Genomic DNA, 26,574 nt, shown 5'->3' with positions numbered 1-26,574 from the left:
AACGATGGCGATGAAAAAGTTGCTCATAGCGTCGCTGCTGTTTAGCAGCGCGACTGTATACGGTGCTGAAGGGTTCGTGGTGAAGGACATTCATTTCGAAGGCTTGCAGCGTGTCGCTGTTGGTGCGGCCCTCCTCAGCATGCCAGTGCGTCCTGGCGATACGGTGACCGATGATGATATCAGTAACACCATTCGCGCTCTGTTTGCCACTGGCAACTTTGAGGACGTCCGCGTCCTGCGCGATGGTGATACCCTGCTGGTGCAGGTGAAAGAGCGCCCAACAATTGCGAGCATTACCTTCTCCGGCAACAAGTCGGTGAAGGATGACATGCTCAAGCAAAACCTTGAGGCATCCGGCGTTCGCGTTGGGGAATCTCTCGATCGCACCAAGCTTGCCGATATCGAAAAAGGGCTGGAAGATTTCTACTACAGCGTCGGTAAATATAGCGCCAGCGTTAAAGCTGTCGTGACGCCGCTGCCGCGTAACCGCGTCGACCTGAAACTGGTTTTCCAGGAAGGCGTCTCGGCGAAAATCCAGCAGATTAACATTGTCGGTAACCACGCTTTCACCACTGACGAACTGATTTCTCACTTCCAACTGCGCGATGAAGTGCCGTGGTGGAACGTTGTCGGCGATCGTAAATACCAGAAACAGAAACTGGCGGGCGACCTTGAAACCCTGCGCAGTTACTATCTGGATCGCGGCTACGCGCGTTTCAACATCGATTCGACGCAGGTTAGCCTGACGCCGGACAAGAAAGGCATCTATATCACCGTAAACATCACCGAAGGCGAGCAGTACAAGCTCTCCGGCGTGCAGATTACGGGCGATCTGGCGGGCCATTCCGCGGAAATCGAATCGCTGACCAAAATTGAGCCGGGCGAGCTGTATAACGGCACCAAAGTGACCAAAATGGAGAATGATATTAAGAAACTCCTCGGTCGCTATGGTTACGCCTATCCGCGCGTCCAGTCGCAGCCGGAAATCAATGACACGGATAAAACCGTGAAGCTGCATATCAACGTTGATGCCGGTAACCGTTACTACGTGCGTAAAATTCGCTTCGAAGGTAACGACACCTCCAAAGATTCCGTCCTGCGCCGCGAAATGCGCCAGATGGAAGGAGCGTGGCTGGGCAGTGACCTGGTCGATCAGGGTAAAGACCGTCTTAACCGTTTAGGTTATTTCGAAACCGTCGATACCGATACCCAGCGCGTGCCGGGTAGCCCGGATCAGGTCGATGTCGTTTACAAGGTGAAAGAGCGTAATACCGGTAGCCTGAACTTCGGTATCGGCTACGGTACCGAAAGCGGCGTCAGCTTCCAGGCAGGCGTTCAGCAGGATAACTGGTTAGGCACCGGCTACTCCGTTGGCATCAACGGGACCAAGAACGACTACCAGACCTATGCTGAACTGTCGGTCACCAACCCGTATTTCACCGTAGATGGCGTGAGCCTCGGCGGCCGCATCTTCTATAACGACTTCGATGCGAACGACGCGGATCTGTCTGACTATACCAACAAAAGCTATGGTACAGACGTCACCCTCGGCTTCCCGATCAACGAATACAACTCGCTGCGCGCAGGTTTAGGTTACGTTCATAACTCCCTGTCCAATATGCAGCCGCAGGTGGCGATGTGGCGTTACCTGAATTCGATGGGGCAGTACCCGGATACCACCAACGACAATAACTCGTTTAGCGCCGACGACTTCACCTTCAACTATGGTTGGACGTACAACCGCCTCGATCGCGGCTACTTCCCGACTGAAGGTTCGCGTGTCAACCTGAACGGTAAAGTCACTATTCCGGGCTCTGATAACGAATACTACAAAGTGACGCTGGATACTGCGACCTATGTACCGATCGATGACGATCATCAGTGGGTCGTGCTTGGTCGTACGCGCTTCGGTTACGGTGATGGACTCGGCGGCAAAGAGATGCCGTTCTATGAGAACTTCTATGCCGGTGGTTCAAGTACCGTTCGCGGCTTCCAGTCGAATACGATTGGTCCGAAAGCGGTTTATCTCCCTTCAACTACCAGTCGTGATGACTATGATACGGAATGTGCGAGCACTGAAAGCGCGCCTTGTAAATCGGACGATGCGGTGGGCGGTAACGCCATGGCGGTCGCCAGCCTTGAGCTGATTACCCCAACGCCGTTTATCAGCGATAAATACGCTAACTCGGTGCGTACTTCCGTGTTTATGGATATGGGGACCGTCTGGGATACTAACTGGGATTCCACGAAGTACGGTGGCTACCCTGATTACAGCGATCCAAGCAACATTCGTATGTCTGCGGGTATCGCGGTACAGTGGATGTCGCCGTTGGGGCCGTTGGTCTTCTCCTACGCCCAACCGTTTAAAAAGTACGATGGAGACAAAGCCGAGCAGTTCCAGTTTAACATTGGTAAAACCTGGTAATTGTCGGCGACAACGGAATGTAAGTGCAGTATAGCGCTGACTGTAGGCGATGGCGGATGCTATCGCCTGGCCACGCAAATAACGGTACCCCTGGGTACTCATGGGATGGTAAGGAGTCAATTGTGAAAAAGTGGTTATTAGCTGCAGGTCTGGGTTTAGCAATGGTAACTTCCGCTCAGGCGGCAGATAAAATTGCTCTGGTTAACATGAATAACCTGTTCCAGCAGGTTGCTCAGAAAACTGGCGTTTCCAAAACGCTGGAGAACGAGTTCAAAGGCCGCGCTAGCGAACTGCAGCGTATGGAAGGCGATCTGCAGTCTAAAATGCAGCGTCTGCAGTCCATGAAACCGGGCGCAGATCGTACCAAACTGGAAAAAGACGTGATGTCTCAGCGTCAGACCTTCTCTCAGAAAGCACAGGCTTTTGAGCAGGATCGCGCACGTCGTTCCAATGAAGAACGTGGCAAACTGGTTACCCGTATCCAGACTGCCGTTCAGAGCGTAGCGAAAGATCAGAGCATCGATCTGGTTGTTGACTCTAATGCCGTGGCATACAACAGCAGCGATGTTAAAGACATCACCGCTGATGTACTGAAACAGGTTAAATAAGTAATGCCTTCAATTCGACTGGCTGACTTAGCACAGCAGTTGGATGCAGAATTACACGGTGATGGCGATATCGTCATCACCGGCGTTGCGTCCATGCAGAGCGCTAAAGCAGGCCAAATTACTTTCATGGTAAATCCTAAATACCGTGAACACCTGGCCGCTTGCCAGGCCTCCGCCGTTGTCATGACGCCGGACGATTTACCGTTTGCCCATAGCGCCGCGCTGGTAGTGCGTAATCCCTACCTGACCTACGCGCGCATGGCTCAAATTTTAGATACCACGCCGCAGCCGGCGCAAGACATCGCCGCAAGCGCGGCGATCGACCCAACGGCGAAGCTGGGTAACAACGTCTCCGTCGGCGCGAATGCCGTTATCGAATCCGGCGTGGTGCTGGGCGATAACGTGGTTATTGGCGCTGGCTGTTTCGTTGGCAAAAATAGCAAAATCGGCGCCGGCTCGCGTTTATGGGCCAACGTTACCATTTACCACGAGATTGAGATCGGTGAAAATTGCCTGATCCAGTCCAGTACGGTGATCGGCGCGGACGGTTTCGGTTACGCTAACGATCGCGGTAACTGGGTGAAGATCCCGCAGCTTGGTCGCGTTATTATTGGCGATCGTGTGGAGATCGGCGCCTGTACCACCATCGATCGCGGCGCGCTGGACGATACCGTGATCGGCAATGGCGTTATCATTGATAACCAGTGCCAGATTGCGCACAACGTGGTGATTGGCGACAATACCGCCGTCGCTGGCGGCGTGATTATGGCCGGCAGCCTGAAAATTGGGCGTTACTGCATGATCGGCGGCGCCAGCGTGATTAACGGCCATATGGAAATCTGCGATAAAGTCACCGTAACCGGGATGGGGATGGTTATGCGTCCTATCTCTGAACCTGGCGTCTATTCCTCAGGTATTCCGCTGCAGCCGAACAAGGCGTGGCGTAAAACTGCGGCGCTGGTGATGAATATTGACGAGATGAGCAAGCGCCTGAAAGCGGTTGAGCGCAAGGTTAATCAACAAGACTAAATTCATCATTCGGTCACGTTACATTCCCGGCCTGTTGCATTCGTTAATAAGATTGCCGCAGGCCGTGTTATTATTGCCTTTTAGTATATTTAGACAGGAAGAGTATTTTGACTACTGACACTCATACTCTGCACATTGAAGAGATTCTGGAACTTCTGCCTCACCGTTACCCGTTCCTGCTGGTAGACCGCGTGCTGGATTTTGAAGAAGGTCGTTTTCTGCGCGCAGTAAAAAATGTTTCCGTAAACGAGCCGTTTTTCCAGGGGCATTTCCCTGGTAAGCCGATTTTACCTGGCGTGCTGATTCTGGAAGCGATGGCGCAGGCCACCGGCATTCTGGCTTTCAAAAGCGTTGGAAAACTTGAGCCGGGCGAACTGTACTACTTCGCGGGTATCGATGAAGCGCGTTTCAAACGTCCGGTAGTGCCAGGCGACCAGATGATTATGGAAGTCACTTTCGAGAAAACCCGCCGCGGACTGACCCGTTTCAAAGGCGTTGCGCTGGTTGACGGTAAAGTGGTTTGCGAAGCGACGATGATGTGTGCGCGTAGCCGGGAGGCCTGATACGTGATTGATAAAACCGCCTTTATTCATCCTACCGCCATTGTAGAAGAAGGCGCCGTCATTGGCGCTAATGTCCACATTGGTCCGTTTTGTATTGTGGGCGCCAACGTCGAAATTGGCGAGGGCACCGTACTGAAGTCTCATGTCGTTGTGAATGGCCACACTAAAATTGGCCGCGACAATGAGATCTACCAGTTCGCTTCGATCGGTGAAGTTAACCAGGATCTGAAATATGCTGGCGAGCCGACTCGAGTGGAAATTGGCGATCGCAACCGCATTCGCGAAAGCGTCACCATTCATCGCGGCACAGTACAGGGCGGTGGATTAACGAAGGTGGGCAGCGATAACCTGCTGATGATCAACGCCCACGTGGCGCACGATTGTACGCTTGGCGACCGCTGCATCCTGGCCAACAACGCGACGCTGGCCGGTCACGTGTCTCTGGATGATTTCGTCATCATCGGCGGCATGACTGCAGTACATCAGTTCTGCATCATCGGCGCGCACGTTATGGTAGGCGGCTGCTCCGGCGTCGCTCAGGACGTTCCGCCGTTCGTGATTGCCCAGGGCAACCATGCCACGCCGTTTGGCGTCAACATCGAAGGTCTGAAACGCCGCGGCTTTAGCCGTGAAGCGATTACCGCGATTCGTAACGCCTATAAACTGCTGTACCGCAGCGGCAAAACGCTGGACGAAGCCAAGCCGGAAATCGCCGAACTGGCGGCTCAGCATCCTGAAGTTCAGCCATTTGTCGATTTCTTTGCCCGTTCAACTCGCGGCTTGATTCGTTAATGGCCGAACAGCGTCCCCTGACGATTGCCCTGGTCGCCGGAGAAACCTCCGGCGATATTCTTGGCGCCGGTCTCATCCGCGCCCTCAAAGCTCGCGTCCCTGATGCGCGCTTTGTCGGCGTGGCGGGGCCGCTGATGCAGGCGGAAGGATGCGAAGCCTGGTACGAAATGGAAGAGCTGGCCGTGATGGGCATTGTTGAAGTGCTTGGTCGACTGCGCCGCTTACTGCATATTCGCGCCGATTTAACGCGCCGTTTCGGTGAACTGCGTCCCGATGTCTTCGTTGGCATCGACGCCCCTGATTTCAATATTACCCTCGAAGGTAACCTGAAAAAGCAGGGCATCAAAACCATTCATTACGTCAGCCCGTCCGTTTGGGCATGGCGACAAAAACGCGTTTTCAAAATTGGCAGATCCACCGATCTGGTCCTGGCATTCCTGCCTTTCGAAAAAGCGTTTTACGACAGATTTAACGTTCCCTGCCGTTTCATCGGCCACACCATGGCGGATGCCATGCCGCTGGATCCTGACAAGGGCGCGGCACGTGACCGTCTGGGTATTCCGCATGATGTTCACTGCCTGGCGTTGCTGCCCGGTAGCCGCGGCGCGGAGGTCGAAATGCTCAGCGCCGACTTCCTGAAAACCGCGCAGCTTCTGCGTGGTACCTATCCCGACCTGCAGGTTGTGGTGCCGCTGGTCAATGCCAAACGGCGGGAACAGTTTGAGCGAATCAAAGCTGAGACGGCGCCGGATATGACGGTACATATGCTGGATGGTCAGGCGCGCGATGCGATGATCGCCAGTGATGCCGCGCTGCTGGCCTCGGGGACGGCGGCGCTGGAGTGCATGCTGGCGAAATGCCCGATGGTCGTTGGCTACCGCATGAAGCCGTTTACCTTCTGGCTGGCGAAGCGGTTGGTGAAAACCGATTATGTCTCTTTGCCAAATCTGCTGGCCGGGCGCGAGCTGGTGAAAGAGCTGCTGCAGGATGAATGCGAGCCGCAGGCGCTGGCCGCCGCTCTGAAGCCGCTGCTGGCCGACGGCAAAACCAGCCACGATATGCATGATACTTTCCGCGCGCTGCATCAGCAGATCCGCTGCAACGCGGATGAGCAGGCGGCGGACGCAGTACTGGAGTTAGCAAAATGATGGAGTTCGTCTATCCACATACCCATCTGGTCGCCGGTGTCGATGAGGTTGGCCGCGGGCCGCTGGTCGGCGCGGTGGTCACTGCCGCGGTAATCCTTGATCCGCGTAAGCCGATCGTAGGCCTCAACGACTCTAAAAAATTAAGCGAAAAGCGCCGCTTGGCGCTGTTCGATGAAATCAAAGACAAAGCGCTGTGCTGGAGCCTGGGGCGCGCCGAGCCGCATGAAATCGACGAGCTAAACATCCTGCATGCCACGATGCTGGCGATGCAGCGCGCCGTCGCTGGCCTGAGTATTACCCCTGAGTTCGTGCTTATCGACGGCAACCGCTGCCCATCGCTACCGATGCCGTCGCAGGCGGTAGTGAAAGGCGATAGCCGGGTGGCGGAAATCAGCGCAGCGTCTATTCTGGCTAAAGTCACTCGCGACGCCGAAATGGCTACGCTGGATATTGCATTTCCGCAATACGGTTTTGCCCAGCACAAAGGCTATCCTACCGTTGTACATCTGCAAAAACTGCAGGAACACGGCGCAACAGAGCACCACCGGCGTAGTTTCGGCCCGGTGAAACGCGCGCTGGGCCTGGCGTCCAACTAAGTCACTGGGATCTAAAGATGTCTGAACCACGTTTCGTACACCTGCGGGTGCACAGCGACTATTCCATGATCGATGGGCTGGCGAAAACCGGGCCGCTGGTGAAAAAGGCGGCCGCTTTGGGCATGCCTGCGCTGGCGATCACCGATTTCACCAACCTCTGCGGTCTGGTTAAGTTCTACGGAACGGGCCATGGCGCCGGGATTAAACCAATTGTCGGCGCTGACTTCCATGTTCAGTGCGATCTGCTTGGCGATGAATTCACCGAGCTGACGGTTTTAGCGGCCAACAATACCGGCTATCAGAACCTGACTCTGCTCATTTCTCGTGCCTATCAGCGCGGCTATGGCGCGCTGGGGCCATGGATCGATCGCGACTGGCTGGTTGAGCATCAGGAAGGGCTGATTCTGCTGTCCGGCGGGCGTAAAGGCGACGTTGGCGTCAGCCTGATCCGCGGAAACATGCCGCTGGTAGAGCAGTGTCTCGCCTTCTATCAACAACATTTTCCGGATCGCTACTATCTGGAGCTGATCCGTACCGGTCGTCAGGACGAAGAAAGCTATCTTCATGCCGCGGTTCAACTGGCGGAAGAGCATGGTTTGCCGGTAGTGGCGACCAACGATGTGCGCTTCCTGGAAACCGGCGACTTCGACGCTCATGAAATCCGCGTCGCCATTCACGATGGCTTCACCCTCGACGATCCGAAGCGTCCGCGTAACTACTCGCCGCAGCAATATATGCGCAGCGAGGAGGAGATGTGCGAGCTATTTGCTGACATCCCGGAAGCGCTGGAAAACACCGTTGAGATCGCCAAACGCTGCAACGTCACCGTGCGCCTTGGCGAATACTTCCTGCCGCAGTTCCCGACCGGCGACATGACTACCGAAGATTTTCTGGTGATGAAGTCGAAAGAGGGGCTGGAAGAGCGTCTCGAATTCCTGTTCCCGGATCCCGAAGAGCGCGCTAAGCGTCGCCCGGAATATGACCAACGTCTGGATGTGGAACTGCAGGTTATCAACCAGATGGGGTTCCCTGGCTACTTCCTGATCGTCATGGAATTTATCCAGTGGTCCAAGGATAACGGCGTGCCGGTAGGGCCGGGGCGAGGTTCCGGCGCCGGCTCGCTGGTGGCCTACGCGTTGAAAATCACCGACCTTGACCCGCTGGAGTTCGACCTGCTGTTCGAACGTTTCCTCAACCCGGAACGTGTTTCGATGCCCGACTTCGACGTCGATTTCTGCATGGAGAAACGCGACCAGGTGATTGAGCACGTGGCGGATATGTATGGCCGCGACGCGGTATCGCAGATCATCACCTTCGGTACCATGGCGGCGAAGGCGGTTATTCGCGACGTGGGCCGCGTGCTGGGCCACCCTTACGGCTTTGTTGACCGAATCTCTAAGCTGGTGCCGCCGGATCCTGGCATGACGCTGGCGAAAGCCTTTGAAGCGGAACCACAGCTGCCGGAAATCTACGAAGCGGACGAAGAAGTTAAAGCGCTGATCGATATGGCGCGTAAGCTGGAAGGCGTAACGCGTAACGCCGGTAAGCACGCGGGCGGCGTGGTTATCGCGCCGACCAAAATCACCGATTTCGCGCCGCTGTACTGCGATGAGCAGGGGCTGCACCCGGTTACCCAGTTTGATAAGAACGACGTTGAATATGCCGGGCTGGTAAAATTCGACTTCCTCGGCCTGCGTACGCTGACCATCATCAACTGGGCGCTGGAGATGATCAACAAGCGCCGGGCGAAGAACGGCGAAGGGCCGCTGGATATCGCCGCGATACCGCTGGATGACAAGAAAAGCTTCGACATGCTGCAGCGCTCGGAAACCACCGCGGTATTCCAGCTTGAATCGCGCGGCATGAAAGATCTGATTAAGCGCCTGCAGCCTGACTGCTTCGAAGACATGATCGCACTGGTGGCCCTGTTCCGTCCGGGCCCGCTGCAGTCGGGGATGGTAGATAACTTTATCGACCGTAAGCACGGCCGTGAAGAGATTTCCTACCCGGACGTGCAGTGGCAGCATGAATGTCTGAAACCTGTACTGGAGCCGACTTACGGCATCATTCTGTACCAGGAACAGGTCATGCAGATAGCCCAGGAGCTCTCTGGTTATACCCTCGGCGGCGCGGATATGCTGCGTCGTGCGATGGGTAAGAAAAAGCCGGAAGAGATGGCCAAGCAGCGTTCTGTCTTCGAAGAAGGTGCGAAGAAAAATGGCGTTGACGGCGAACTGGCGATGAAAATCTTTGACCTGGTGGAGAAATTCGCCGGTTATGGATTTAACAAATCCCACTCCGCCGCCTATGCGCTGGTCTCCTACCAGACGCTGTGGCTGAAAGCCCACTATCCGGCCGAGTTTATGGCGGCGGTGATGACTGCCGATATGGACAACACCGAGAAGGTGGTGGGCCTGGTCGATGAGTGCTGGCGCATGGGGCTGAAAATCCTGCCGCCGGACATTAACTCCGGCCTGTATCATTTCCACGTCAACGATGATGGGGAAATCGTGTATGGTATCGGCGCCATTAAAGGCGTCGGCGAAGGCCCGATTGAAGCCATCATTGAAGCGCGTAACAATGGCGGTTACTTCCGCGAGCTGTTTGACCTGTGCGCCCGTACCGATATTAAAAAACTCAATCGCCGGGTGTTGGAAAAACTGATTATGTCCGGGGCGTTCGACCGCCTCGGCCCGCATCGTGCGGCGCTGATGAACTCGCTGAACGATGCGCTGAAAGCCGCCGATCAGCACGCCAAAGCCGAAGCCATCGGTCAGGCGGATATGTTCGGCGTGCTGGCGGAAGAGCCGGAACAAATCGAGCAATCCTACGCCAGCTGCCAGCCGTGGCCAGAGCAGGTGGTGCTGGATGGTGAAAGGGAAACGCTGGGGCTATATCTGACCGGCCACCCGATTAACCAATATCTAAAAGAGATCGAACGCTACGTTGGCGGCGTGAGACTCAAAGACATGCACCCAACCGATCGTGGTAAAGTGACCACGGCGGCGGGGCTGGTTATTGCTGCGCGGGTAATGGTCACCAAGCGCGGCAATCGTATCGGCATCTGTACGCTGGATGACCGTTCCGGGCGTCTGGAGGTGATGTTATTCACCGACGCGCTGGATAAATACCAGCAGTTGCTGGAAAAAGACCGCATACTTATCGTCAGCGGACAGGTCAGCTTTGATGACTTCAGCGGGGGCCTTAAAATGACCGCCCGTGAAGTCATGGATATTGACGAAGCCCGGGAAAAATATGCTCGCGGGCTTGCTATCTCGCTGACGGACAGGCAAATTGATGACCAGCTTTTAAACCGACTCCGTCAGTCTCTGGAACCCCACCGTTCGGGAACCATTCCAGTACACCTCTATTATCAGAGGGCGGATGCGCGCGCGCGGTTGCGTTTTGGCGCAACATGGCGCGTCTCTCCGAGCGATCGTTTACTCAACGATCTGCGTGGCCTTATCGGCTCGGAGCAGGTGGAACTGGAGTTTGACTAATACAGGAATACTATGAGTCTGAATTTCCTAGATTTTGAACAGCCTATCGCAGAGCTGGAAGCGAAAATCGATTCCCTGACTGCTGTAAGCCGTCAGGATGAGAAACTGGATATTAACATCGATGAAGAAGTGCATCGTCTGCGCGAAAAAAGCGTAGAGCTGACGCGCAAAATCTTCGCCGATCTTGGCGCATGGCAGGTAGCCCAGCTGGCGCGTCATCCACGTCGTCCCTATACCCTGGATTATGTCCGCCTGGCTTTCGACGAATTTGACGAGCTGGCAGGCGATCGCGCCTATGCTGACGATAAAGCTATCGTCGGCGGTATTGCGCGTCTTGATGGTCGCCCGGTGATGATCATCGGTCATCAGAAAGGCCGTGAAACCAAAGAGAAGATCCGTCGTAACTTTGGTATGCCGGCGCCGGAAGGCTACCGCAAAGCGCTGCGCCTGATGGAAATGGCTGAGCGTTTCAAAATGCCGATCATTACCTTCATCGACACCCCTGGCGCCTATCCGGGCGTTGGCGCGGAAGAGCGCGGCCAGTCGGAAGCGATTGCCCGCAACCTGCGTGAAATGTCGCGTCTGAGCGTGCCGGTTATCTGCACCGTGATTGGCGAAGGTGGCTCCGGCGGCGCGCTGGCGATCGGCGTAGGTGATAAAGTCAACATGCTGCAGTACAGCACCTATTCAGTTATCTCGCCGGAAGGCTGTGCGTCCATTCTGTGGAAAAGCGCGGATAAAGCGCCGCTGGCCGCGGAAGCGATGGGTATCATCGCGCCACGCCTCAAAGAGCTGAAGCTGATTGATTCCATCGTTCCAGAACCGCTGGGCGGCGCTCATCGTAACCCGGAAGCGATGGCGGCGAGCCTGAAGGCACAGCTGTTGGCCGACCTGGCTGACCTGGATACTCTCAGCGAAGAAGAGCTGCGTAATCGCCGCTATCAGCGTCTGATGAGCTACGGCTACGCCTGATTTATCAGCGCATCACAATTCTCTAAGGGGCCGGATTTCTGGCCCTTTTTTTATCATTTTTTCACTGAGGTAAGATGATACGTCAATGAGGTGATGTGATTAGCCGATGATGTCTTTTTCCCGTGACACTGCGCTCACTGCCGGGGACAACGCCTGGGCAGACCGTTCATAAGGAAAAGGAGAATAATATTATGGCAATTCATAAAACCGTCGCCTTAAGCGCCGTGGCCGCAGGGATCTTGTTAAGTCTGGGGGCCGCACAGGCGGCGCCGCTGCTCAGCGCCACTGAAACAACCACCATGACCGCCAGCGAACTGGCGGCAAAAGAAAAAGCGCTAACCGACTTTCCGCTGATGGAAGCGGTTAAATCCTCTATTCGCACCCTCGATAATGCCGTGGTGGAGCAGATTGAACCCGGTAGGGCGGCGAATCCGGAGAACGTTAAGCGCGTTGAAGGCATGCTTAGCGAGCAGGATTGGGATTATCTGTTCCCGATGCGCGCGCCGGAATATACCTACAGCAATTTCCTGAAGGCGATCGGTAAATTCCCGGCGGTATGCGGTACCTATACCGATGGTCGCGATAGCGATGCTATCTGCCGTAAATCGCTGGCGACGATGTTTGCCCACTTTGCTCAGGAAACCGGCGGCCACGAAAGCTGGCGCGATATTCCGGAATGGCGCCAGGCGCTGGTCTATCTGCGCGAAGTCGGCTGGACCGAAGGTCAAAAGGGCGGCTATAACGGCGAATGTAACCCGGATGTCTGGCAGGGGCAGACCTGGCCTTGCGGTAAAGATGCCGATGGCGATTTCCTCAGCTATTTTGGCCGCGGCGCTAAACAGCTCTCCTATAACTACAACTACGGCCCGTTCTCAGAGGCGATGTATGGCGACGTTCGCCCGCTGTTGGATAAACCACAGTTGGTGGCCGATTCATGGATGAACCTCGCCAGCGCCGTGTTCTTCTTTGTTTATCCGCAGCCGCCGAAACCTTCCATGCTGCACGTTATCGACGGTACCTGGCAGCCCAACGATCGCGATAAGAGCAATGGCTTGGTGCCAGGGTTTGGCGTGAGCATCCAGATCATCAACGGCGGCGTCGAGTGCGGCGGCGCAACGGAAAACGCCCAATCGCTTAACCGTATTGCCTATTACAAAGAGTTCGCCAACTACCTCAAAGTACCTATTGCCGATGATGAAGTGCTGGGCTGTAAGAACATGAAGCAGTTTGATGAAGGCGGAGCCGGTGCGCTGCCAATCTACTGGGAACAGGATTGGGGATGGGATCCGAACACCGCGGACGGTAAAACCAATGCCTGCCAGCTGGTGAGCTATCAGACGCCGTACAGCGCATTTAAAGAGGGGGATTACAGCAAATGCGTGCAGCACTACTTCAACGTAACCGTGGTTGATGATGCGGGTAGCGATGGCGCGTCTGATAAGACGGATGACGTTACGCCTGCTCCACAGGTAAACGTCGCGCCGGTGGCGCGTATTGCCGGCCCGGTCGGCGCAGTCGAAGCCGGTAGCCTGGTGTCGCTGAGCGCGGAAGCCTCTACCGATGCCAACGGCGATAAGCTGAGCTATAGCTGGATGTCGCAGGATGGCCAGACGTTAAGTGGCGCGGATAAGGCGGTGATCAATTTTAGCGCTCCGCAGAGCGACAAAGATGCCCAGTATGTCGTTAGCCTGACCGTTAGCGATGGCAGCTTATCCAGCACGGCCACTTATACTCTGAATGTGAAGGCGAAGGCGGCGGCGGATGACGCGAAGGAGGAGCCGGCAGGCGATAGCGGCGCTATCAGCTATCCGGCATGGAGCGCCAGCCAGAGCTGGAAACCAGGTGACATCGTCAATAACCACGGCGCGCTTTTCCAGTGTAAACCGCTGCCGGAAGGGGCATGGTGCAACGTGGCGCCAACCTACTACGAACCGGGCGCAGGTCTGGCCTGGGGTGATGCCTGGAAAGCGCTGTAATCATCGCTTTGCTATGACTCAGGACTAAGATAAATCCGCCAGTGCTAAGCACTGGCGCGATTGATATTATGCTTACCTTAGGTAAATCCAGGAGGAAAGCGTGAATATCATCGCCATCATGGGGCCCCACGGCGTCTACCATAAAGACGAACCGATCAAAGAGCTGGAAGCCGCTCTGCAGAAGCAAGGATTCCAGACTATCTGGCCGCAAAACAGCGCCGACCTGCTGCAGTTTATCGAGCACAACCCGCGTATCTGCGGCGTGATCTTCGACTGGGACGAGTACAGCGTTGATTTATGCAGCGATATCAATCGCCTGAATGAATATCTCCCACTGTATGCTTTTATCAATACGCACTCGACGATGGACGTCAGCAGCCAGGACCTGCGCATGGCGCTATGGTTCTTTGAATATGCGCTGGGGCTGGCGGAAGATATCGCTACTCGTATTCGTCAGTATACCAACGAGTATCTGGACAACATCACGCCGCCATTTACCAAAGCGTTATTTAACTATGTGCAGGAGGGAAAATATACCTTTTGTACACCCGGACACATGGCGGGAACCGCCTATCAGAAAAGCCCGGTCGGCTGCCTGTTTTATGATTTCTTCGGCGGTAATACGCTGAAAGCCGATGTTTCTATCTCTGTTACCGAACTGGGGTCGCTGCTGGACCATACCGGCCCGCATCTGGAAGCGGAAGAGTATATCGCTCGCGCCTTTGGCGCCGAGCAGAGCTACATGGTGACCAACGGCACCTCGACGTCGAATAAAATTGTCGGCATGTATTCGGCGCCCGCTGGCAGTACGTTGCTGATCGACCGTAACTGCCATAAATCGCTGGCGCATCTGCTGATGATGAGCGATATCGTGCCGCTGTGGTTAAAACCGACGCGTAACGCGCTGGGGATCCTCGGCGGCATTCCGAAACGGGAATTTACCCGCGATAGCGTCCAGCACAAAGTAGAGACAACTTGTGGCGCGCAGTGGCCGGTGCATGCGGTGATCACCAACTCCACCTATGACGGGCTGTTGTATAACACCACCTGGATTAAACAGACCCTTGACGTGCCGTCGATCCACTTCGATTCCGCCTGGGTGCCTTATACCCACTTCCACCCGATTTATCAGGGGAAAAGCGGCATGAGCGGCGATCGCGTACCGGGGAAAGTGATCTTCGAAACCCAGTCGACGCATAAAATGCTGGCGGCGTTGTCGCAGGCTTCGTTGATCCATATTAAAGGCAGCTACGATGAAGATACCTTCAATGAAGCCTTTATGATGCATACCTCTACCTCACCGAGCTATCCGATCGTCGCCTCGATAGAAACCGCGGCGGCGATGCTGCGCGGTAACTCCGGAAAACGCCTGATTCAGCGCTCCATCGAACGCGCGCTACATTTCCGTAAGGAGGTGCAGCGCTTGCGTGAAGAGGCCGACGGCTGGTTCTTTGACATCTGGCAACCAGAAGAGGTTGAAGAAGCGCAGTGCTGGCCGGTTTCCCCAGGAGAAGCGTGGCACGGATTCCAGGATGCCGATGACGACCATATGTTCCTCGATCCAGTAAAAGTCACCATTCTCACGCCGGGTATGGACGAGCAGGGCAATATGGCGGAAGAGGGGATCCCGGCCGCGCTGGTGGCGAAATTCCTCGACGAGCGCGGCGTGGTGGTGGAGAAAACCGGGCCTTACAATCTGCTGTTCTTGTTCAGTATCGGTATCGATAAAACCCGGGCGATGGGCCTGCTGCGCGGTCTGACCGAGTTTAAACGCGCCTACGATCTCAACCTGCGGGTGAAAAATATGTTGCCGGATCTCTATGCCGAGGATCCGGACTTCTACCGCAATATGCGCATCCAGGATCTGGCGCAGGGGATCCACCGCCTGATCCGTCAGCATCAGCTCTCACAGCTGATGCTGCGGGCCTTTGACGTGCTGCCGGAGATGAAAATGACCCCGCATCAGGCCTGGCAGCGGCAGATTAAGGGCGAAGTCGAAACCATCGAACTGGAGAATCTGGTGGGGCGTATTTCGGCTAACATGATCCTGCCGTATCCGCCTGGCGTGCCGCTGCTGATGCCGGGGGAGATGATCACCGAAGAGAGCCGCGCGGTGCTCGATTTCCTGTTGATGCTCTGCTCGATCGGTCGCCACTATCCAGGTTTTGAAACCGACATCCACGGGGCCAAACGCGATGAAGACGGCGTCTACCGTGTACGAGTCTTAAAAAATAATTAGGGGCTTGCGCGGCGGCGGGCGGCGCGAGTAACGTGTTGGGCTTCAACAGGAGGAGAACAACCATGCTGGGTTTAAAACGAGTTCACCATATTGCCATCATCGCGACAGACTACGCGAAGAGCAAAGCGTTCTATTGCGACATCCTCGGGTTTACGCTGCAGAGCGAGTTCTACCGCGCCGAGCGTGATTCGTGGAAGGGCGACCTGGCGCTGAACGGCGAGTACGTTATCGAGCTGTTTTCGTTCCCGTTCCCTCCTGCGCGCCCAAGCCGTCCGGAAGCCTGTGGTCTGCGCCACCTGGCGTTTAGCGTCGACGATATTGATGCCGCGGTTGCGCATTTGCAGGCGCATGGCGTCGCCTGTGAAGCTATCCGCATCGATCCGTTTACCGATAAGCGTTTCACCTTCTTCAACGATCCCGACGGCCTGCCGCTGGAGATTTACCAACAGTAATACTTGCCAGAACCAGCCCTGGCGCGTAACGTGCCGGGCTATCTCTTCTTAGCTGCGTAAGCACGATCATGACGCCGGATATTGCCTCATCGCTTCGACCACATCGTCAGTTTCTGCTGGCCTTCAGCGGCGGCCTGGACTCAACCGTCCTGCTGCACCGGCTGGTACGCTGGCGCCAGCGCGAGCCAGCGATTCAGCTGCGCGCGATTCACATTCACCACGGCCTGAGCGCCAACGCTGACCATTGGGTTGAGCATTGCGAACAGATTTGCCAGCAATGGCAGGTACCGTTACAGGTGGTGCGCGTGACGCTGGCGGATGAGGGGTTGGGGATTGAAGCGCATGCTCGCCAGGCGCGCTATCAGGCTTTCCGTGAGGCGCTGCTGCCAGGCGAGGCGTTATTGACGGCACAACATCTCGACGACCAATGCGAGACCTTCCTGCTGGCGCTTAAGCGCGGTAGCGGCCCGACCGGCTTGTCGGCGATGGCCGCCAGTAGCGAGTTCGCCGGCGGAAAATTGCTACGTCCGCTGCTCAATGAGAGCCGTGAATCCCTGCATCAATGGGCGCTGACTCATCAACTGCGGTGGATTGAAGACGAAAGTAATCAGGACGATGCCTACGATCGTAACTTTCTGCGTCTGCGGGTGGTACCGCTGCTGAGCGAGCGCTGGCCGCATTTTGCCGATGCTGTCGCCCGTAGCGCCAGCTTATGTGGCGAACAGGAACAGTTGCTTGATGAAATGCTGTCGGCGGAGCTTGCCGCGCTGGTTGATGAGCGTGGTTCGCTGGCGATAGAACCGCTGAGCGCGATGAGCGCGCCGCGTCGTGCGGCGCTGTTGCGCCGCTGGCTGGCATCCCAACAGGCGCCGATGCCGTCGCGCGAAATGCCGGAGCGCATCTGGCAGGAAGTGGCGCTTGCGCGTGAAGACGCCGCGCCTTGTCTGCGCTTAGGCGGTTTTGCCGTCCGGCGCTACCAGCAGCGCCTGTTTTGGGTAAAGCATCTGGCAAGCCTGACGGAACGGGAAATACCATGGGGTGATGCGACTAAAGCGCTGATACTACCGGAAACGCTGGGAGAACTGGCGTTGCAGCCCGGTGGGCCGCTACGCGCGCCACGCGCGGATGAACCGGTATCGATACGTTTTCGCGCCAGCGGTAATCTGCACATCGTCGGGCGTCCGGGCGGGCGTAAGCTTAAGAAAATCTGGCAGGAAATGGCGGTCGCGCCCTGGCGTCGCGATACCACGCCACTATTGTTTTATGGCGAAACGTTGATCGCGGCGGCCGATGGGCTGTTTGTCACCAGAGAGGGGCAAGTACAGGAAGGCGAGGGGTTACAGCTGGTATGGCGGAAAACGGGCGGCTAAGCCGCCCGATGGGCTTCAGGATTCGCTGACCACCACGGTGCCGATTTCAGGATGGCTGAAACTGGCGATTTTATCCAGACGTAGCTCACGGACGTTACCGCCAAGTTCTACCACCAGATACTCGACATTTTTACGCGAGATAAGATCGTTTGCTTTGGCCTGCAGCTGTTCACCATCTTTCAGGGCCAGCGCCAGCACCAGGTGATGCTGGCAGGCAAGCTCGAGGTTGTCATAATCATCGCAGTTAATGGGTTGATAAGTATCATTCATTGACATAATCGCTCACCAATAAGTTTGCTGCCGCATAAGCGGCCTTTTCCCTGACTGACTCCGAAAGGGCCTGATCCGCCGCAACCTCATTTAATACTTTCAACACGCAGCCCAGCGCATCCGGGATATACCCTAAGTCTCCGCTGGCTATTTCCGCATACCGCTTGCGTATTAACTCACAATATTGATCCACATGCCCTCCTGTCAGCGTTCTGACTTAACCGTGGGATGCAAGTTTAAGCCTACGAAGATAAACTCTGTTTAGCAAGGTGACTATACCATAGTCATCTAAGCAATATCAGCAGGATGAAAGGAGGACCCGCGATTGACGACAGCCTTTTGTCGCTAGTTTCGCTACAATGTATGCCATTTTTTTCAGGAGTTTATTCATGGCGCTGAAAGCGACGATTTATAAAGCTGTGGTTAACGTTGCCGATTTGGATCGCAACCAGTTTCTGGATGCTAACCTGACGCTGGCGCAACATCCTTCCGAAACCCAGGAGCGTATGATGCTGCGCCTGCTGGCGTGGATAAAATATGCCAACGAGCGCCTGCAGTTCACCCGCGGGTTGTCCTCGGATGATGAACCGGAGCTATGGCAGTTAAACGACCATTTGGGCATCGATCTGTGGATTGAGCTGGGGCTGCCGGACGAGAAGCGCCTCAAGAAAGCCTGCTCGCGGGCGCAGGAGGTGGCGCTATTCGCCTATAATAGCCGGGCGGCTGAAATCTGGTGGCAGCAGAATCAGAATAAGCTTGCGGCGTATCCGAAGCTGACCATCTGGTATCTTGATGATGCGCAACTGGCGCAGCTGAGCGCTTTTGCCGATCGCACCATGACGCTGCAGGCAACCCTGCAGGACGGCGGCATCTGGTTATCCGACGATCGGAATAATCTGGAAATTCATTTAACGGCCTGGCAGCAGCCGGCATGATCATGATTAGCCGCAGCGTTTCCATCCCGGATGAGGAGATTTCGCTTACCGGGGTCCGCGCACAGGGGGCGGGCGGTCAGCACGTGAATAAGGCTTCGACGGCGATTCACTTACGTTTTGATATTAAAGCATCGAGCCTGCCGGAGTTTTATAAAGAGCGCCTGCTTGCCGCCAGTCACCACTTAATTTCTGCTGACGGTGTGGTTATCATTAAGGCTCAGGAATATCGCAGCCAGGAGATGAACCGCGAAGCGGCGATCTCGCGGCTGGTTGCGTTAATAAAAGAATTAACCGCAGTGCAAAAAAGCCGCCGGGAGACGCGACCGACTCGGGCGTCAAAAGAGCGACGACTTGCCTCCAAGGCGCAAAAGTCCTCAGTCAAAGCGCTGCGTGGGAAAGTTCGCCATTGAGCGGCATGGCGGACGGGTGGAATGGATTATAAGGAATTCACAGTGAAGAAAATTGTATTTTCGCTCGCAGCGGCCTGTTCGCTCTTTGCGCTGTTTGGCTGTAACCATCGCGCTGAGGTGGAGACGGTACAGCCGACGGCAATGGAAGAGCTGAAGCCGATGCAGCAAAGCTGGCGCGGTATTTTGCCTTGCGCGGATTGCGAAGGGATTGAGACTTCGTTATTTCTTGAGAAAGACGGCACCTGGGTAATGAACGAACGTTATCAGGGCGTTAGCCGCGAGCCGTCATCTTTCGCTTCGTATGGCACCTGGGCGCGTACCGCTGATAAGCTAGTGCTGACCAACAGTAAAGGCGAGAAATCTTACTATCGGGCGAAAGGCGATAAGCTTGAGATGCTCGATCGCGACGGCAACCCGATTAACTCTGCGCTTAACTATACGCTGGAGTCGGTGAAGGCCAGCCTGCCGACGACGCCGATGGCGATGCGCGGGATGTATTTCTATATGGCGGATGCGGCAACCTTTACCGATTGTGTGACGGGTAAAACGGTAGCCGTGGCAAATAATGCCCAGCTTGAGCGAGATTATGCCGCTGCGCGCGGGACGGATACTCGTCCGGTATTGCTGGTGGTTGAAGGACACTTCACGCTTGAAGCGAATCCCGATACCGGCGAGATGATGAAAACGCTAATGACGGATAAAGACAGCAAATTTATTCCGGGTAAAGACTGCGGTAATTAATTCTTGCAGTTGCTATAAAAAAGGCCTCGCTATTGCGAGGCCTTTTAGCTTTTAAGGGGAAATTACCCCTTAATTTGCTGCACCAGGTAGTTCACGATATCCCCGGTCTTAATCAGCTGCTTCTCGCCGTTGCGACGATGTTTGTATTCGATATCATCGTTGTCGAGGTTACGGTCGCCCAGCACGATGGTGTGCGGGATGCCGATCAGCTCCATATCGGCGAACATCACGCCCGGACGCTCTTTACGGTCGTCCATCAGCACGTCGATGCCATGCGCACGCAGCTCGGCGTACAGCTTCTCGGCCAGCTCCTGCACGCGATAGGACTTGTGCATGTTCATCGGCAGAATAGCGACCTGGAACGGCGCGATGGCGTCCGGCCAGATAATCCCGCGATCGTCAAAGTTCTGCTCAATGGCTGCGGCCACTACGCGGGTCACCCCAATACCGTAGCAGCCCATGGTCAGGACCTGGTTGCGGCCGTCTTCACCCTGTACCGCGGCATTCATCGCCTGGGAGTACTTGGTGCCCAACTGGAAGATGTGGCCGACTTCGATACCACGCTTGATAAGCAGAGTACCTTTACCATCCGGGCTCGGATCGCCGGCAACGACGTTACGAATATCAGCAACTTCCGGAGTCGCGACATCGCGATCCCAGTTAATGCCGAAATAGTGTTTGCCATCGATGTTGGCGCCGGCGGCGAAATCGCTCATGGCCGCGACGGTACGGTCGATAACCACCGGAATCGGCATGTTTACCGGACCGAGAGAACCCGGGCCGGCGTTAACGATAGCGCGGATCTCTTCTTCGCTGGCGAAGGTCAGCGGGCTGGCGACCTGCGGCAGTTTTTCCGCTTTTACTTCGTTGAGTTCGTGATCGCCGCGTACCAGCAGGGCGACCAGCGGGTAGCTGCTATCTTCTACCGCTTTCACCAGCAGGGTCTTAACGGTTTTTTCGATTGGCAGATTGAACTGCTCAACCAGCTCGGCGATGGTTTTCGCGTTCGGCGTGTCTACCAGCGTCATTTCTTGCGTCGCGGCTGCGCGCGGCTCTTTCGGCGCGACGGCTTCGGCAAACTCAATGTTCGCCGCGTAGTCGGAGCTGTCAGAGAAGATCACGTCATCTTCGCCGCTCTGCGCCAGTACCTGGAACTCATGGGAAGCGCTACCGCCGATCGAACCGGTGTCAGCCTGTACCGCGCGGAAATCCAGCCCCATACGGCTGAAGATTTTGCTGTAAGCGGTATACATCGCGTCATAGGTTTCCTGCAGCGATTCCTGAGAGGTATGGAAAGAGTAAGCATCTTTCATCAGGAACTCACGGGAGCGCATCACGCCGAAACGCGGGCGAACTTCATCGCGGAACTTGGTCTGAATCTGATAAAAGTTCAGCGGCAGCTGTTTGTACGAGTTCAGCTCATTGCGAATCAGGTCAGTAATGACCTCTTCGTGAGTCGGCCCGAGGACGAATGGGCGATCGCCACGATCGGCAATGCGCAGCAGCTCAGGGCCATATTGCTCCCAGCGACCGCTCTCCTGCCACAGTTCAGAAGGCTGAACTACCGGCATTAACACCTCGATAGCACCGGCGTTGTTCATCTCTTCACGCACGATGTTCTCGACTTTTTTCAGAACGCGCACGCCGGTCGGCAGCCAGGTGTACAACCCTGAGGCCAGCTTGCGGATCATCCCGGCGCGCAGCATCAGCTGATGGCTGATGACTTCGGCGTCGGCAGGTGTCTCCTTCAGAGTGGAGAGCAGATATTGGCTAGTACGCATGTTGTTACGGTTCCATTTGGACGATCGGAACAGGCTGGAGAGCCAGCCTGAAACAAAAAAAGTGGTTTAGTTTACCAGTGTGGCAAAGATGCCAAAAGAGAGGAAAATAAAATTAGCGCGGTTCGAGAGAAAAGACTTCAAAACCGGAGGGGATTACCCGCCAGCGCACGTTGAAATCGAGCAACCAGACGGCGTAGGTTTTCCCTGCTTCTTCCTCTTTGCGATAAGCCGGACGCGGATCCTGCGCCAGTACTTCACGGATAAACGCTTTGATATGCGGGTAGCGTTTTTCCAGCGTCAGTAACTGTGCTTCTATTTCCGGCGTAAAGCTGACATTCATGCCTGCCAGCGGCGCCTGTTGCGCATAGCTAGCGCTGGCATCAGGCAGGGCTTCGGCAAAGGGAAGATAAGGTTTGATATCAACCACCGGCGTGCCGTCAACGAGATCGAGGCTGCCAAGTTCCAGTATTACCTGATCCTTCTGGCAGCGAACGCCTTTCAGTTCAACCAGCGACATGCCGATAGGGTTGGGGCGAAATGTCGAGCGGGTCGCGAAGACGCCCATGCGCGCGTTGCCGCCAAGGCGGGGAGGGCGCACGGTCGGGCGCCAGCCGCCAGCCATGGTCTGATGAAAGACGAACAGCACCCACAGATGGCTGAAGTTTTCCAGTCCACGCACGGCGTCAGCCTGGTTATAGGGCGCGAGCAGATGAAGTTCTCCGCCGCCGTGTTCAACCAGACCAGGCTGGCGAGGAACGGCAAACTTCTCTTTATACGGCGAGCGGATGACGCCTATTTGCGCGAACTGAAATGCACTCATTGCGCCGAGACGTTAAGCGCTGAACCCAGGCAAACGGCCTGACGGTAGCAGCCTGGCGTACCGCTGGTCACTTCGCAGCTGTGCAGCAGCACGGCGTTGGCCTTCATTTTGGCCGCGTTGATTTGCATGCGTTTACGGGCGGTCGGGATGTTCGGTGGGGAGTCCTGGTTTGAAGCCTGGCATGATTCGCCGCTCACTTCACCCAGATCGCGGAAGGGTTTCCCAACCAGCGCGGCGGCATCGGTATAGATTCTGACCGGCGCGGGACGTGAGACTTTTGGTTTAGCCGTTTCCGTCTGGACTGGCGTGGTTGCGGTGCTTTTAACAGGCTCAACGGGGGATCTGCTTAGCATAGAACAACCGCTTAACATGAGTGCTAACAAACAGACCGGTAAAGCACGCATAGTATTTCCTCAATGAATTATAAAACAGGGCGCTATTGAATCAGGTGCTTGCAAAAATGACAAGACGGGCATAAAGCCCGTCCTGAATGATATTACGCTGAAAGCAGATTACCAGCCTTTCACTGCGCCGCCGTTAAAGATTTTGTTAGCGGCTTCGTAAACTTCATCGCTTTGGTAAGCCTGAACAAATTTCTTAACATTTTCCGCGTCTTTATTATCTTCGCGGGCGACGATCAGGTTTACATACGGCGAGTTTTTGTCTTCAACGAAGATACCGTCTTTCGCCGGCGTCAGGCCAATCTGGCTGGCGTAGGTGGTGTTGATGACTGCCAGAGCGATCTGCGCGTCGTCCAGAGAACGCGGCAGCTGCGGTGCTTCCAGCTCAACGATCTTCAGGTTTTTCGGGTTCTCAACCACATCCAGAGATGTCGGCAGCAGACCTACGCCTTCTTTCAGTTTAATCAGACCCACTTGCTGTAGCAGCAGCAGGGAGCGGCCGAGGTTGGTCGGATCGTTCGGTACGGCAATCTGTGAGCCCGGCTGCAGTTCGTCCAGAGATTTGATTTTCTTCGAGTAGCCAGCGATCGGATAGACGAAGGTGTTGCCGACGGAAACCAGCTTATAACCGCGGTCTTTAATCTGCTGGTCGAGATACGGTTTGTGCTGGAAGGCGTTAACGTCGATGTCGCCTTTGCTCAGTGCTTCGTTCGGCAACACGTAGTCGTTGAAGGTCACCAGCTCAACGTCAAGGCCATACTTCTCTTTTGCCACTTTCTGCGCGACTTCAGCAACCTGCTGTTCCGCACCGACGATCACGCCGACTTTAATATGGTTAGGATCTTTTTCATCCTGACCGCAACCCACCAGAGCCAGAGAACCGATTAATGCGCCAACTGCCGCAAAGGTTTTGAAATTAAAGGCCATGTTATTTCCTTCCTGTAAGAATTAGTGTTGTGTGTCAATAACGTTATTTGTGAGTCACAGCCCGGACGATACGATCGCCAGAGAATTGAATTAAATAAACCAGAATAACCAGCAATACCAGTACGGTGTTCATTACTGTCGCGTTATAGCCGATGTAGCCGTACTGATAGCCAATCTGACCCAAGCCACCGGCACCGACCGCACCGCCCATTGCGGAATAACCCACCAGGGTGATGAGCGTAATGGTGGCGGCGTTCACCAGACCCGGCAGCGCTTCAGGGAGCAGGACTTTACGCACGATCTGCATTGGCGTTGCGCCCATGGCGCGTGAGGCTTCGATAAGCCCGGTCGGGATCTCCAACAGCGCGTTTTCCACCATACGTGCGATAAACGGCGCGGCGCCAACCGTTAATGGCACAATCGCTGCCTGCAGGCCGATAGAGGTACCGACGATCACGCGGGTAAATGGAATCATCCACACCAGCAGAATAATAAATGGAATCGAGCGGAAGATATTAACCAGCGCCGATAGCGTACGATACAGCCGGGCGCTGGCGGCAATCTGCCCCGGACGGGTAACGTACAGCAGTACGCCGACCGGCAGGCCGAGCACAAAGCCAAAGAAGCCGGAGACAAACGTCATAGCCAGCGTTTCCCACACGCCGCGAACCAGCAGCCAGATCATTGGTTCAGACATATCCCAGTACCTCTACTTTTACATGATGTTCCTGCAGCCAGGCGATCGCCGCCTGGGTATCTTCCTGTGTGCCGTGCATTTCGGTCAGCATGATGCCGAACTTCACTCCGCCGGCGTAATCCATCTGCGCGCTAATAATGTTGTTATTCACATTAAAGCGGCGGGCGGTTTCCGACAGCAGCGGCGCATCGACGGAATGGCCGGTAAACTCCATACGCAGCATCGGCACGCTGTCAGGCAACTGCGTGGGCTTCAGGCGCGCCTGATAGTCATCCGGAATATCCAGATGCAGGGTAGATTGAATGAACTGTTGGGCGAGCGGCGTCTTAGGATGGGAGAAGACTTCGCTCACGGTGTCCTGCTCGATCAGTTGACCATTGCTAATGACCGCCACACAGTCGCAGATACGTTTAACTACGTCCATTTCATGGGTGATCAACAGAATGGTCAGCCCCAGACGACGGTTAATGTCTTTCAGCAGTTCGAGGATCGAACGGGTCGTTGCCGGGTCCAGCGCGCTGGTGGCTTCATCGCACAGCAGCACCTTTGGATTGCTGGCCAGCGCGCGGGCAATCGCCACACGCTGTTTCTGGCCGCCGGAGAGGTTTGCCGGATAGCTGTCATGCTTATCGCCAAGACCAACCAGGTCAAGCAGTTCATTAACACGGCGTTTGATTTCCGCCGGCGGTGTGTTATCCAGCTCAAGCGGCAGCGCCACGTTGCCGAAAACGGTACGTGAAGCGAGCAGATTAAAGTGCTGGAAGATCATGCCAATCTGACGGCGCGCGCGAGTCAGTTCTTTTTCAGTCAGCGCGGTGAGTTCCTGGTTATCTACCTGCACGCTGCCTTCGGTTGGGCGTTCCAGCAGGTTAACGCAGCGAATCAGCGTACTTTTACCTGCGCCGGAAGCGCCGATCACGCCGTAAATTTGCCCGGCAGGGACATGCAGGCTGACATTGTTCAGCGCCTGTATGGTGCGGTTCCCCTGCTGGAACACTTTGGTAATATTCGAAAGTTTAATCATCAGTTATTTATTATCGTTTAGCCGTTTGCCGTGGCATTTTCTTCTGCCGTGTGCAGGCGATGCCTGTCAATGAAATGGATGTTAAGGCATCCAGACGTCTAAATCAATCTGACTCTTTATAATGAGCACTTTCTTGCATGCCGAAACATGCGATACTAACGGCATTAGCCTTTATCAGGAGCAAACCGGTGGCAAAGTCTGTACCCGCAATTTTTCTCGACCGTGACGGCACGATTAATATCGATCATGGTTACGTCCACGAAATCGACAGCTTTGAGTTTATCGACGGCGTCATTGATGCCATGCGTGAACTAAAGGCAATGGGATTTGCGTTAGTGCTGGTGACCAACCAGTCAGGCATCGCGCGCGGTAAATTCACGGAAGCGCAATTTGAGACCCTCACCGAATGGATGGATTGGTCGCTGGCAGACCGCGGCGTGGATCTCGACGGTATCTATTATTGTCCGCATCACCCGCAGGGGAGCGTTGAAGAGTTCCGCCAGACCTGCGATTGCCGTAAGCCGCATCCGGGGATGCTCATTTCCGCACGCGATTTCCTGCATATTGATATGGCCGCTTCTTATATGGTGGGTGATAAAGTCGAAGACATGCAGGCGGCTGCAGCGGCGAATGTCGGAACGAAAGTGCTGGTGCGTACCGGTAAGCCGGTTACCGAAGAAGCGGAAAGCGCAGCGGATTGGGTGCTAAATAGCCTGGCGGACCTGCCTGCGGCTATTAAAAAGCGGCAAAAATAAGCGTTGCGTATAAAAGATGAGCGGTTGAAATAAAAATGTATTTTTCCGCTTGTCATTCCCGGCGGGCTCCCTATAATGCGCCTCCATCGACACGGCAGATGTGAATCACTTCACACAAACAGCCGGTTCGGTTGAAGAGAAAA

General features: G+C 55.4%; 25 protein-coding genes. 17 read left to right on the top strand and 8 right to left on the bottom strand.

The window, feature by feature from the left end:
* Positions 1-4 precede the first annotated feature (4 nt).
* The 13 genes from bamA (at position 5) to tilS (ending at position 17,670) form a co-directional block, all read left to right on the top strand.
* On the top strand, positions 5-2,425 hold the full coding sequence (gene bamA, locus ABLU78_RS05620; protein WP_015704448.1) for an outer membrane protein assembly factor BamA: 2,421 nt from the start codon (positions 5-7) through the stop codon (positions 2,423-2,425).
* 122 nt (positions 2,426-2,547) lie between these two features.
* The gene (gene skp, locus ABLU78_RS05615; protein WP_015368157.1) at positions 2,548-3,033 is read left to right on the top strand and encodes a molecular chaperone Skp; all 486 of its coding nucleotides are present in this window, start codon (positions 2,548-2,550) and stop codon (positions 3,031-3,033) included.
* 3 nt (positions 3,034-3,036) lie between these two features.
* On the top strand, positions 3,037-4,062 hold the full coding sequence (lpxD, locus tag ABLU78_RS05610) for a UDP-3-O-(3-hydroxymyristoyl)glucosamine N-acyltransferase (protein ID WP_015368156.1): 1,026 nt from the start codon (positions 3,037-3,039) through the stop codon (positions 4,060-4,062).
* A 107-nt stretch (positions 4,063-4,169) separates the two neighbouring features.
* Entirely contained in the window at positions 4,170-4,625 is a 456-nt protein-coding gene (fabZ, locus tag ABLU78_RS05605) for a 3-hydroxyacyl-ACP dehydratase FabZ (RefSeq protein WP_004145858.1), read from the top strand.
* 3 nt (positions 4,626-4,628) lie between these two features.
* Positions 4,629-5,417, top strand: a complete 789-nt coding sequence (gene lpxA, locus ABLU78_RS05600; protein WP_015368155.1) for an acyl-ACP--UDP-N-acetylglucosamine O-acyltransferase — start codon at positions 4,629-4,631, stop codon at positions 5,415-5,417.
* Positions 5,417-6,565 (top strand): lipid-A-disaccharide synthase, encoded by a 1,149-nt coding sequence (gene lpxB / locus ABLU78_RS05595; protein WP_015368154.1) that lies wholly within the window; start codon positions 5,417-5,419, stop codon positions 6,563-6,565. The genes lpxA and lpxB overlap by 1 nt, the downstream gene beginning before the upstream one ends.
* Positions 6,562-7,161, top strand: a complete 600-nt coding sequence (gene rnhB, locus ABLU78_RS05590) for a ribonuclease HII (protein ID WP_015368153.1) — start codon at positions 6,562-6,564, stop codon at positions 7,159-7,161. The genes lpxB and rnhB overlap by 4 nt, the downstream gene beginning before the upstream one ends.
* A gap of 17 nt (positions 7,162-7,178) precedes the next feature.
* Complete coding sequence (gene dnaE / locus ABLU78_RS05585) at positions 7,179-10,661, top strand: DNA polymerase III subunit alpha (protein WP_015704450.1); 3,483 nt, start codon at positions 7,179-7,181, stop codon at positions 10,659-10,661.
* Between the two features lie 12 nt (positions 10,662-10,673).
* The gene (gene accA / locus ABLU78_RS05580; RefSeq protein ID WP_015368151.1) at positions 10,674-11,633 is read left to right on the top strand and encodes an acetyl-CoA carboxylase carboxyl transferase subunit alpha; all 960 of its coding nucleotides are present in this window, start codon (positions 10,674-10,676) and stop codon (positions 11,631-11,633) included.
* Positions 11,634-11,824: 191 nt separating this feature from the next.
* On the top strand, positions 11,825-13,609 hold the full coding sequence (locus ABLU78_RS05575) for a chitinase (RefSeq protein ID WP_048230153.1): 1,785 nt from the start codon (positions 11,825-11,827) through the stop codon (positions 13,607-13,609).
* A gap of 100 nt (positions 13,610-13,709) precedes the next feature.
* Entirely contained in the window at positions 13,710-15,848 is a 2,139-nt protein-coding gene (locus tag ABLU78_RS05570; protein WP_046883573.1) for a lysine decarboxylase LdcC, read from the top strand.
* Between the two features lie 62 nt (positions 15,849-15,910).
* Positions 15,911-16,300 (top strand): VOC family protein, encoded by a 390-nt coding sequence (locus tag ABLU78_RS05565; protein ID WP_015704453.1) that lies wholly within the window; start codon positions 15,911-15,913, stop codon positions 16,298-16,300.
* A 68-nt stretch (positions 16,301-16,368) separates the two neighbouring features.
* The gene (tilS, locus tag ABLU78_RS05560; protein ID WP_045386079.1) at positions 16,369-17,670 is read left to right on the top strand and encodes a tRNA lysidine(34) synthetase TilS; all 1,302 of its coding nucleotides are present in this window, start codon (positions 16,369-16,371) and stop codon (positions 17,668-17,670) included.
* 15 nt (positions 17,671-17,685) lie between these two features.
* Here tilS and rof read toward each other — a convergent pair whose 3' ends face one another.
* Entirely contained in the window at positions 17,686-17,946 is a 261-nt protein-coding gene (gene rof / locus ABLU78_RS05555; RefSeq protein ID WP_015368146.1) for a Rho-binding antiterminator, read from the bottom strand.
* Positions 17,933-18,133, bottom strand: coding sequence for a YaeP family protein (locus ABLU78_RS05550; protein WP_015368145.1), 201 nt, complete (start codon positions 18,131-18,133; stop codon positions 17,933-17,935). Before ABLU78_RS05550 ends, rof begins: the two co-directional genes overlap by 14 nt.
* 196 nt (positions 18,134-18,329) lie before the next feature.
* On the opposite strand from ABLU78_RS05550, the gene ABLU78_RS05545 reads away from it, so the two are divergent.
* From ABLU78_RS05545 to nlpE, 3 genes are read left to right on the top strand one after another with little or no spacing between them, the layout of a single operon-like run.
* On the top strand, positions 18,330-18,875 hold the full coding sequence (locus tag ABLU78_RS05545) for a YaeQ family protein (protein ID WP_015368144.1): 546 nt from the start codon (positions 18,330-18,332) through the stop codon (positions 18,873-18,875).
* Positions 18,872-19,285, top strand: coding sequence for an alternative ribosome rescue aminoacyl-tRNA hydrolase ArfB (gene arfB, locus ABLU78_RS05540; RefSeq protein ID WP_015368143.1), 414 nt, complete (start codon positions 18,872-18,874; stop codon positions 19,283-19,285). Before ABLU78_RS05545 ends, arfB begins: the two co-directional genes overlap by 4 nt.
* Positions 19,286-19,327: 42 nt before the next feature.
* Complete coding sequence (gene nlpE / locus ABLU78_RS05535; RefSeq protein WP_015704456.1) at positions 19,328-20,026, top strand: envelope stress response activation lipoprotein NlpE; 699 nt, start codon at positions 19,328-19,330, stop codon at positions 20,024-20,026.
* A gap of 62 nt (positions 20,027-20,088) precedes the next feature.
* Here nlpE and proS read toward each other — a convergent pair whose 3' ends face one another.
* From proS to metN, 6 genes are all read right to left on the bottom strand, one after another.
* Positions 20,089-21,807, bottom strand: a complete 1,719-nt coding sequence (gene proS, locus ABLU78_RS05530; protein ID WP_015368141.1) for a proline--tRNA ligase — start codon at positions 21,805-21,807, stop codon at positions 20,089-20,091.
* 112 nt (positions 21,808-21,919) lie between these two features.
* Positions 21,920-22,627, bottom strand: a complete 708-nt coding sequence (gene tsaA, locus ABLU78_RS05525; protein WP_020079574.1) for a tRNA (N6-threonylcarbamoyladenosine(37)-N6)-methyltransferase TrmO — start codon at positions 22,625-22,627, stop codon at positions 21,920-21,922.
* Positions 22,624-23,031, bottom strand: a complete 408-nt coding sequence (rcsF, locus tag ABLU78_RS05520) for an Rcs stress response system protein RcsF (protein ID WP_015704458.1) — start codon at positions 23,029-23,031, stop codon at positions 22,624-22,626. The genes tsaA and rcsF overlap by 4 nt, the downstream gene beginning before the upstream one ends.
* A 108-nt stretch (positions 23,032-23,139) precedes the next feature.
* Positions 23,140-23,955 (bottom strand): methionine ABC transporter substrate-binding lipoprotein MetQ, encoded by an 816-nt coding sequence (gene metQ / locus ABLU78_RS05515; protein ID WP_015368138.1) that lies wholly within the window; start codon positions 23,953-23,955, stop codon positions 23,140-23,142.
* 43 nt (positions 23,956-23,998) lie between these two features.
* On the bottom strand, positions 23,999-24,652 hold the full coding sequence (locus ABLU78_RS05510; protein WP_015368137.1) for a methionine ABC transporter permease MetI: 654 nt from the start codon (positions 24,650-24,652) through the stop codon (positions 23,999-24,001).
* On the bottom strand, positions 24,645-25,676 hold the full coding sequence (gene metN, locus ABLU78_RS05505) for a methionine ABC transporter ATP-binding protein MetN (RefSeq protein WP_015368136.1): 1,032 nt from the start codon (positions 25,674-25,676) through the stop codon (positions 24,645-24,647). The genes ABLU78_RS05510 and metN overlap by 8 nt, the downstream gene beginning before the upstream one ends.
* 188 nt (positions 25,677-25,864) lie before the next feature.
* Between metN and gmhB the strand changes: the two genes are divergently transcribed.
* Entirely contained in the window at positions 25,865-26,431 is a 567-nt protein-coding gene (gene gmhB / locus ABLU78_RS05500; RefSeq protein ID WP_048230155.1) for a D-glycero-beta-D-manno-heptose 1,7-bisphosphate 7-phosphatase, read from the top strand.
* The last annotated feature ends 143 nt before the right edge of the window (positions 26,432-26,574 follow it).

Source organism: Klebsiella sp. JN_Kp122 (genome assembly GCF_040062085.1).
Lineage (GTDB): Bacteria > Pseudomonadota > Gammaproteobacteria > Enterobacterales > Enterobacteriaceae > Klebsiella > Klebsiella aerogenes.
Note: the sequence above shows the minus strand (reverse complement) of the source record. Positions and strands in the feature narration are given on the sequence as shown.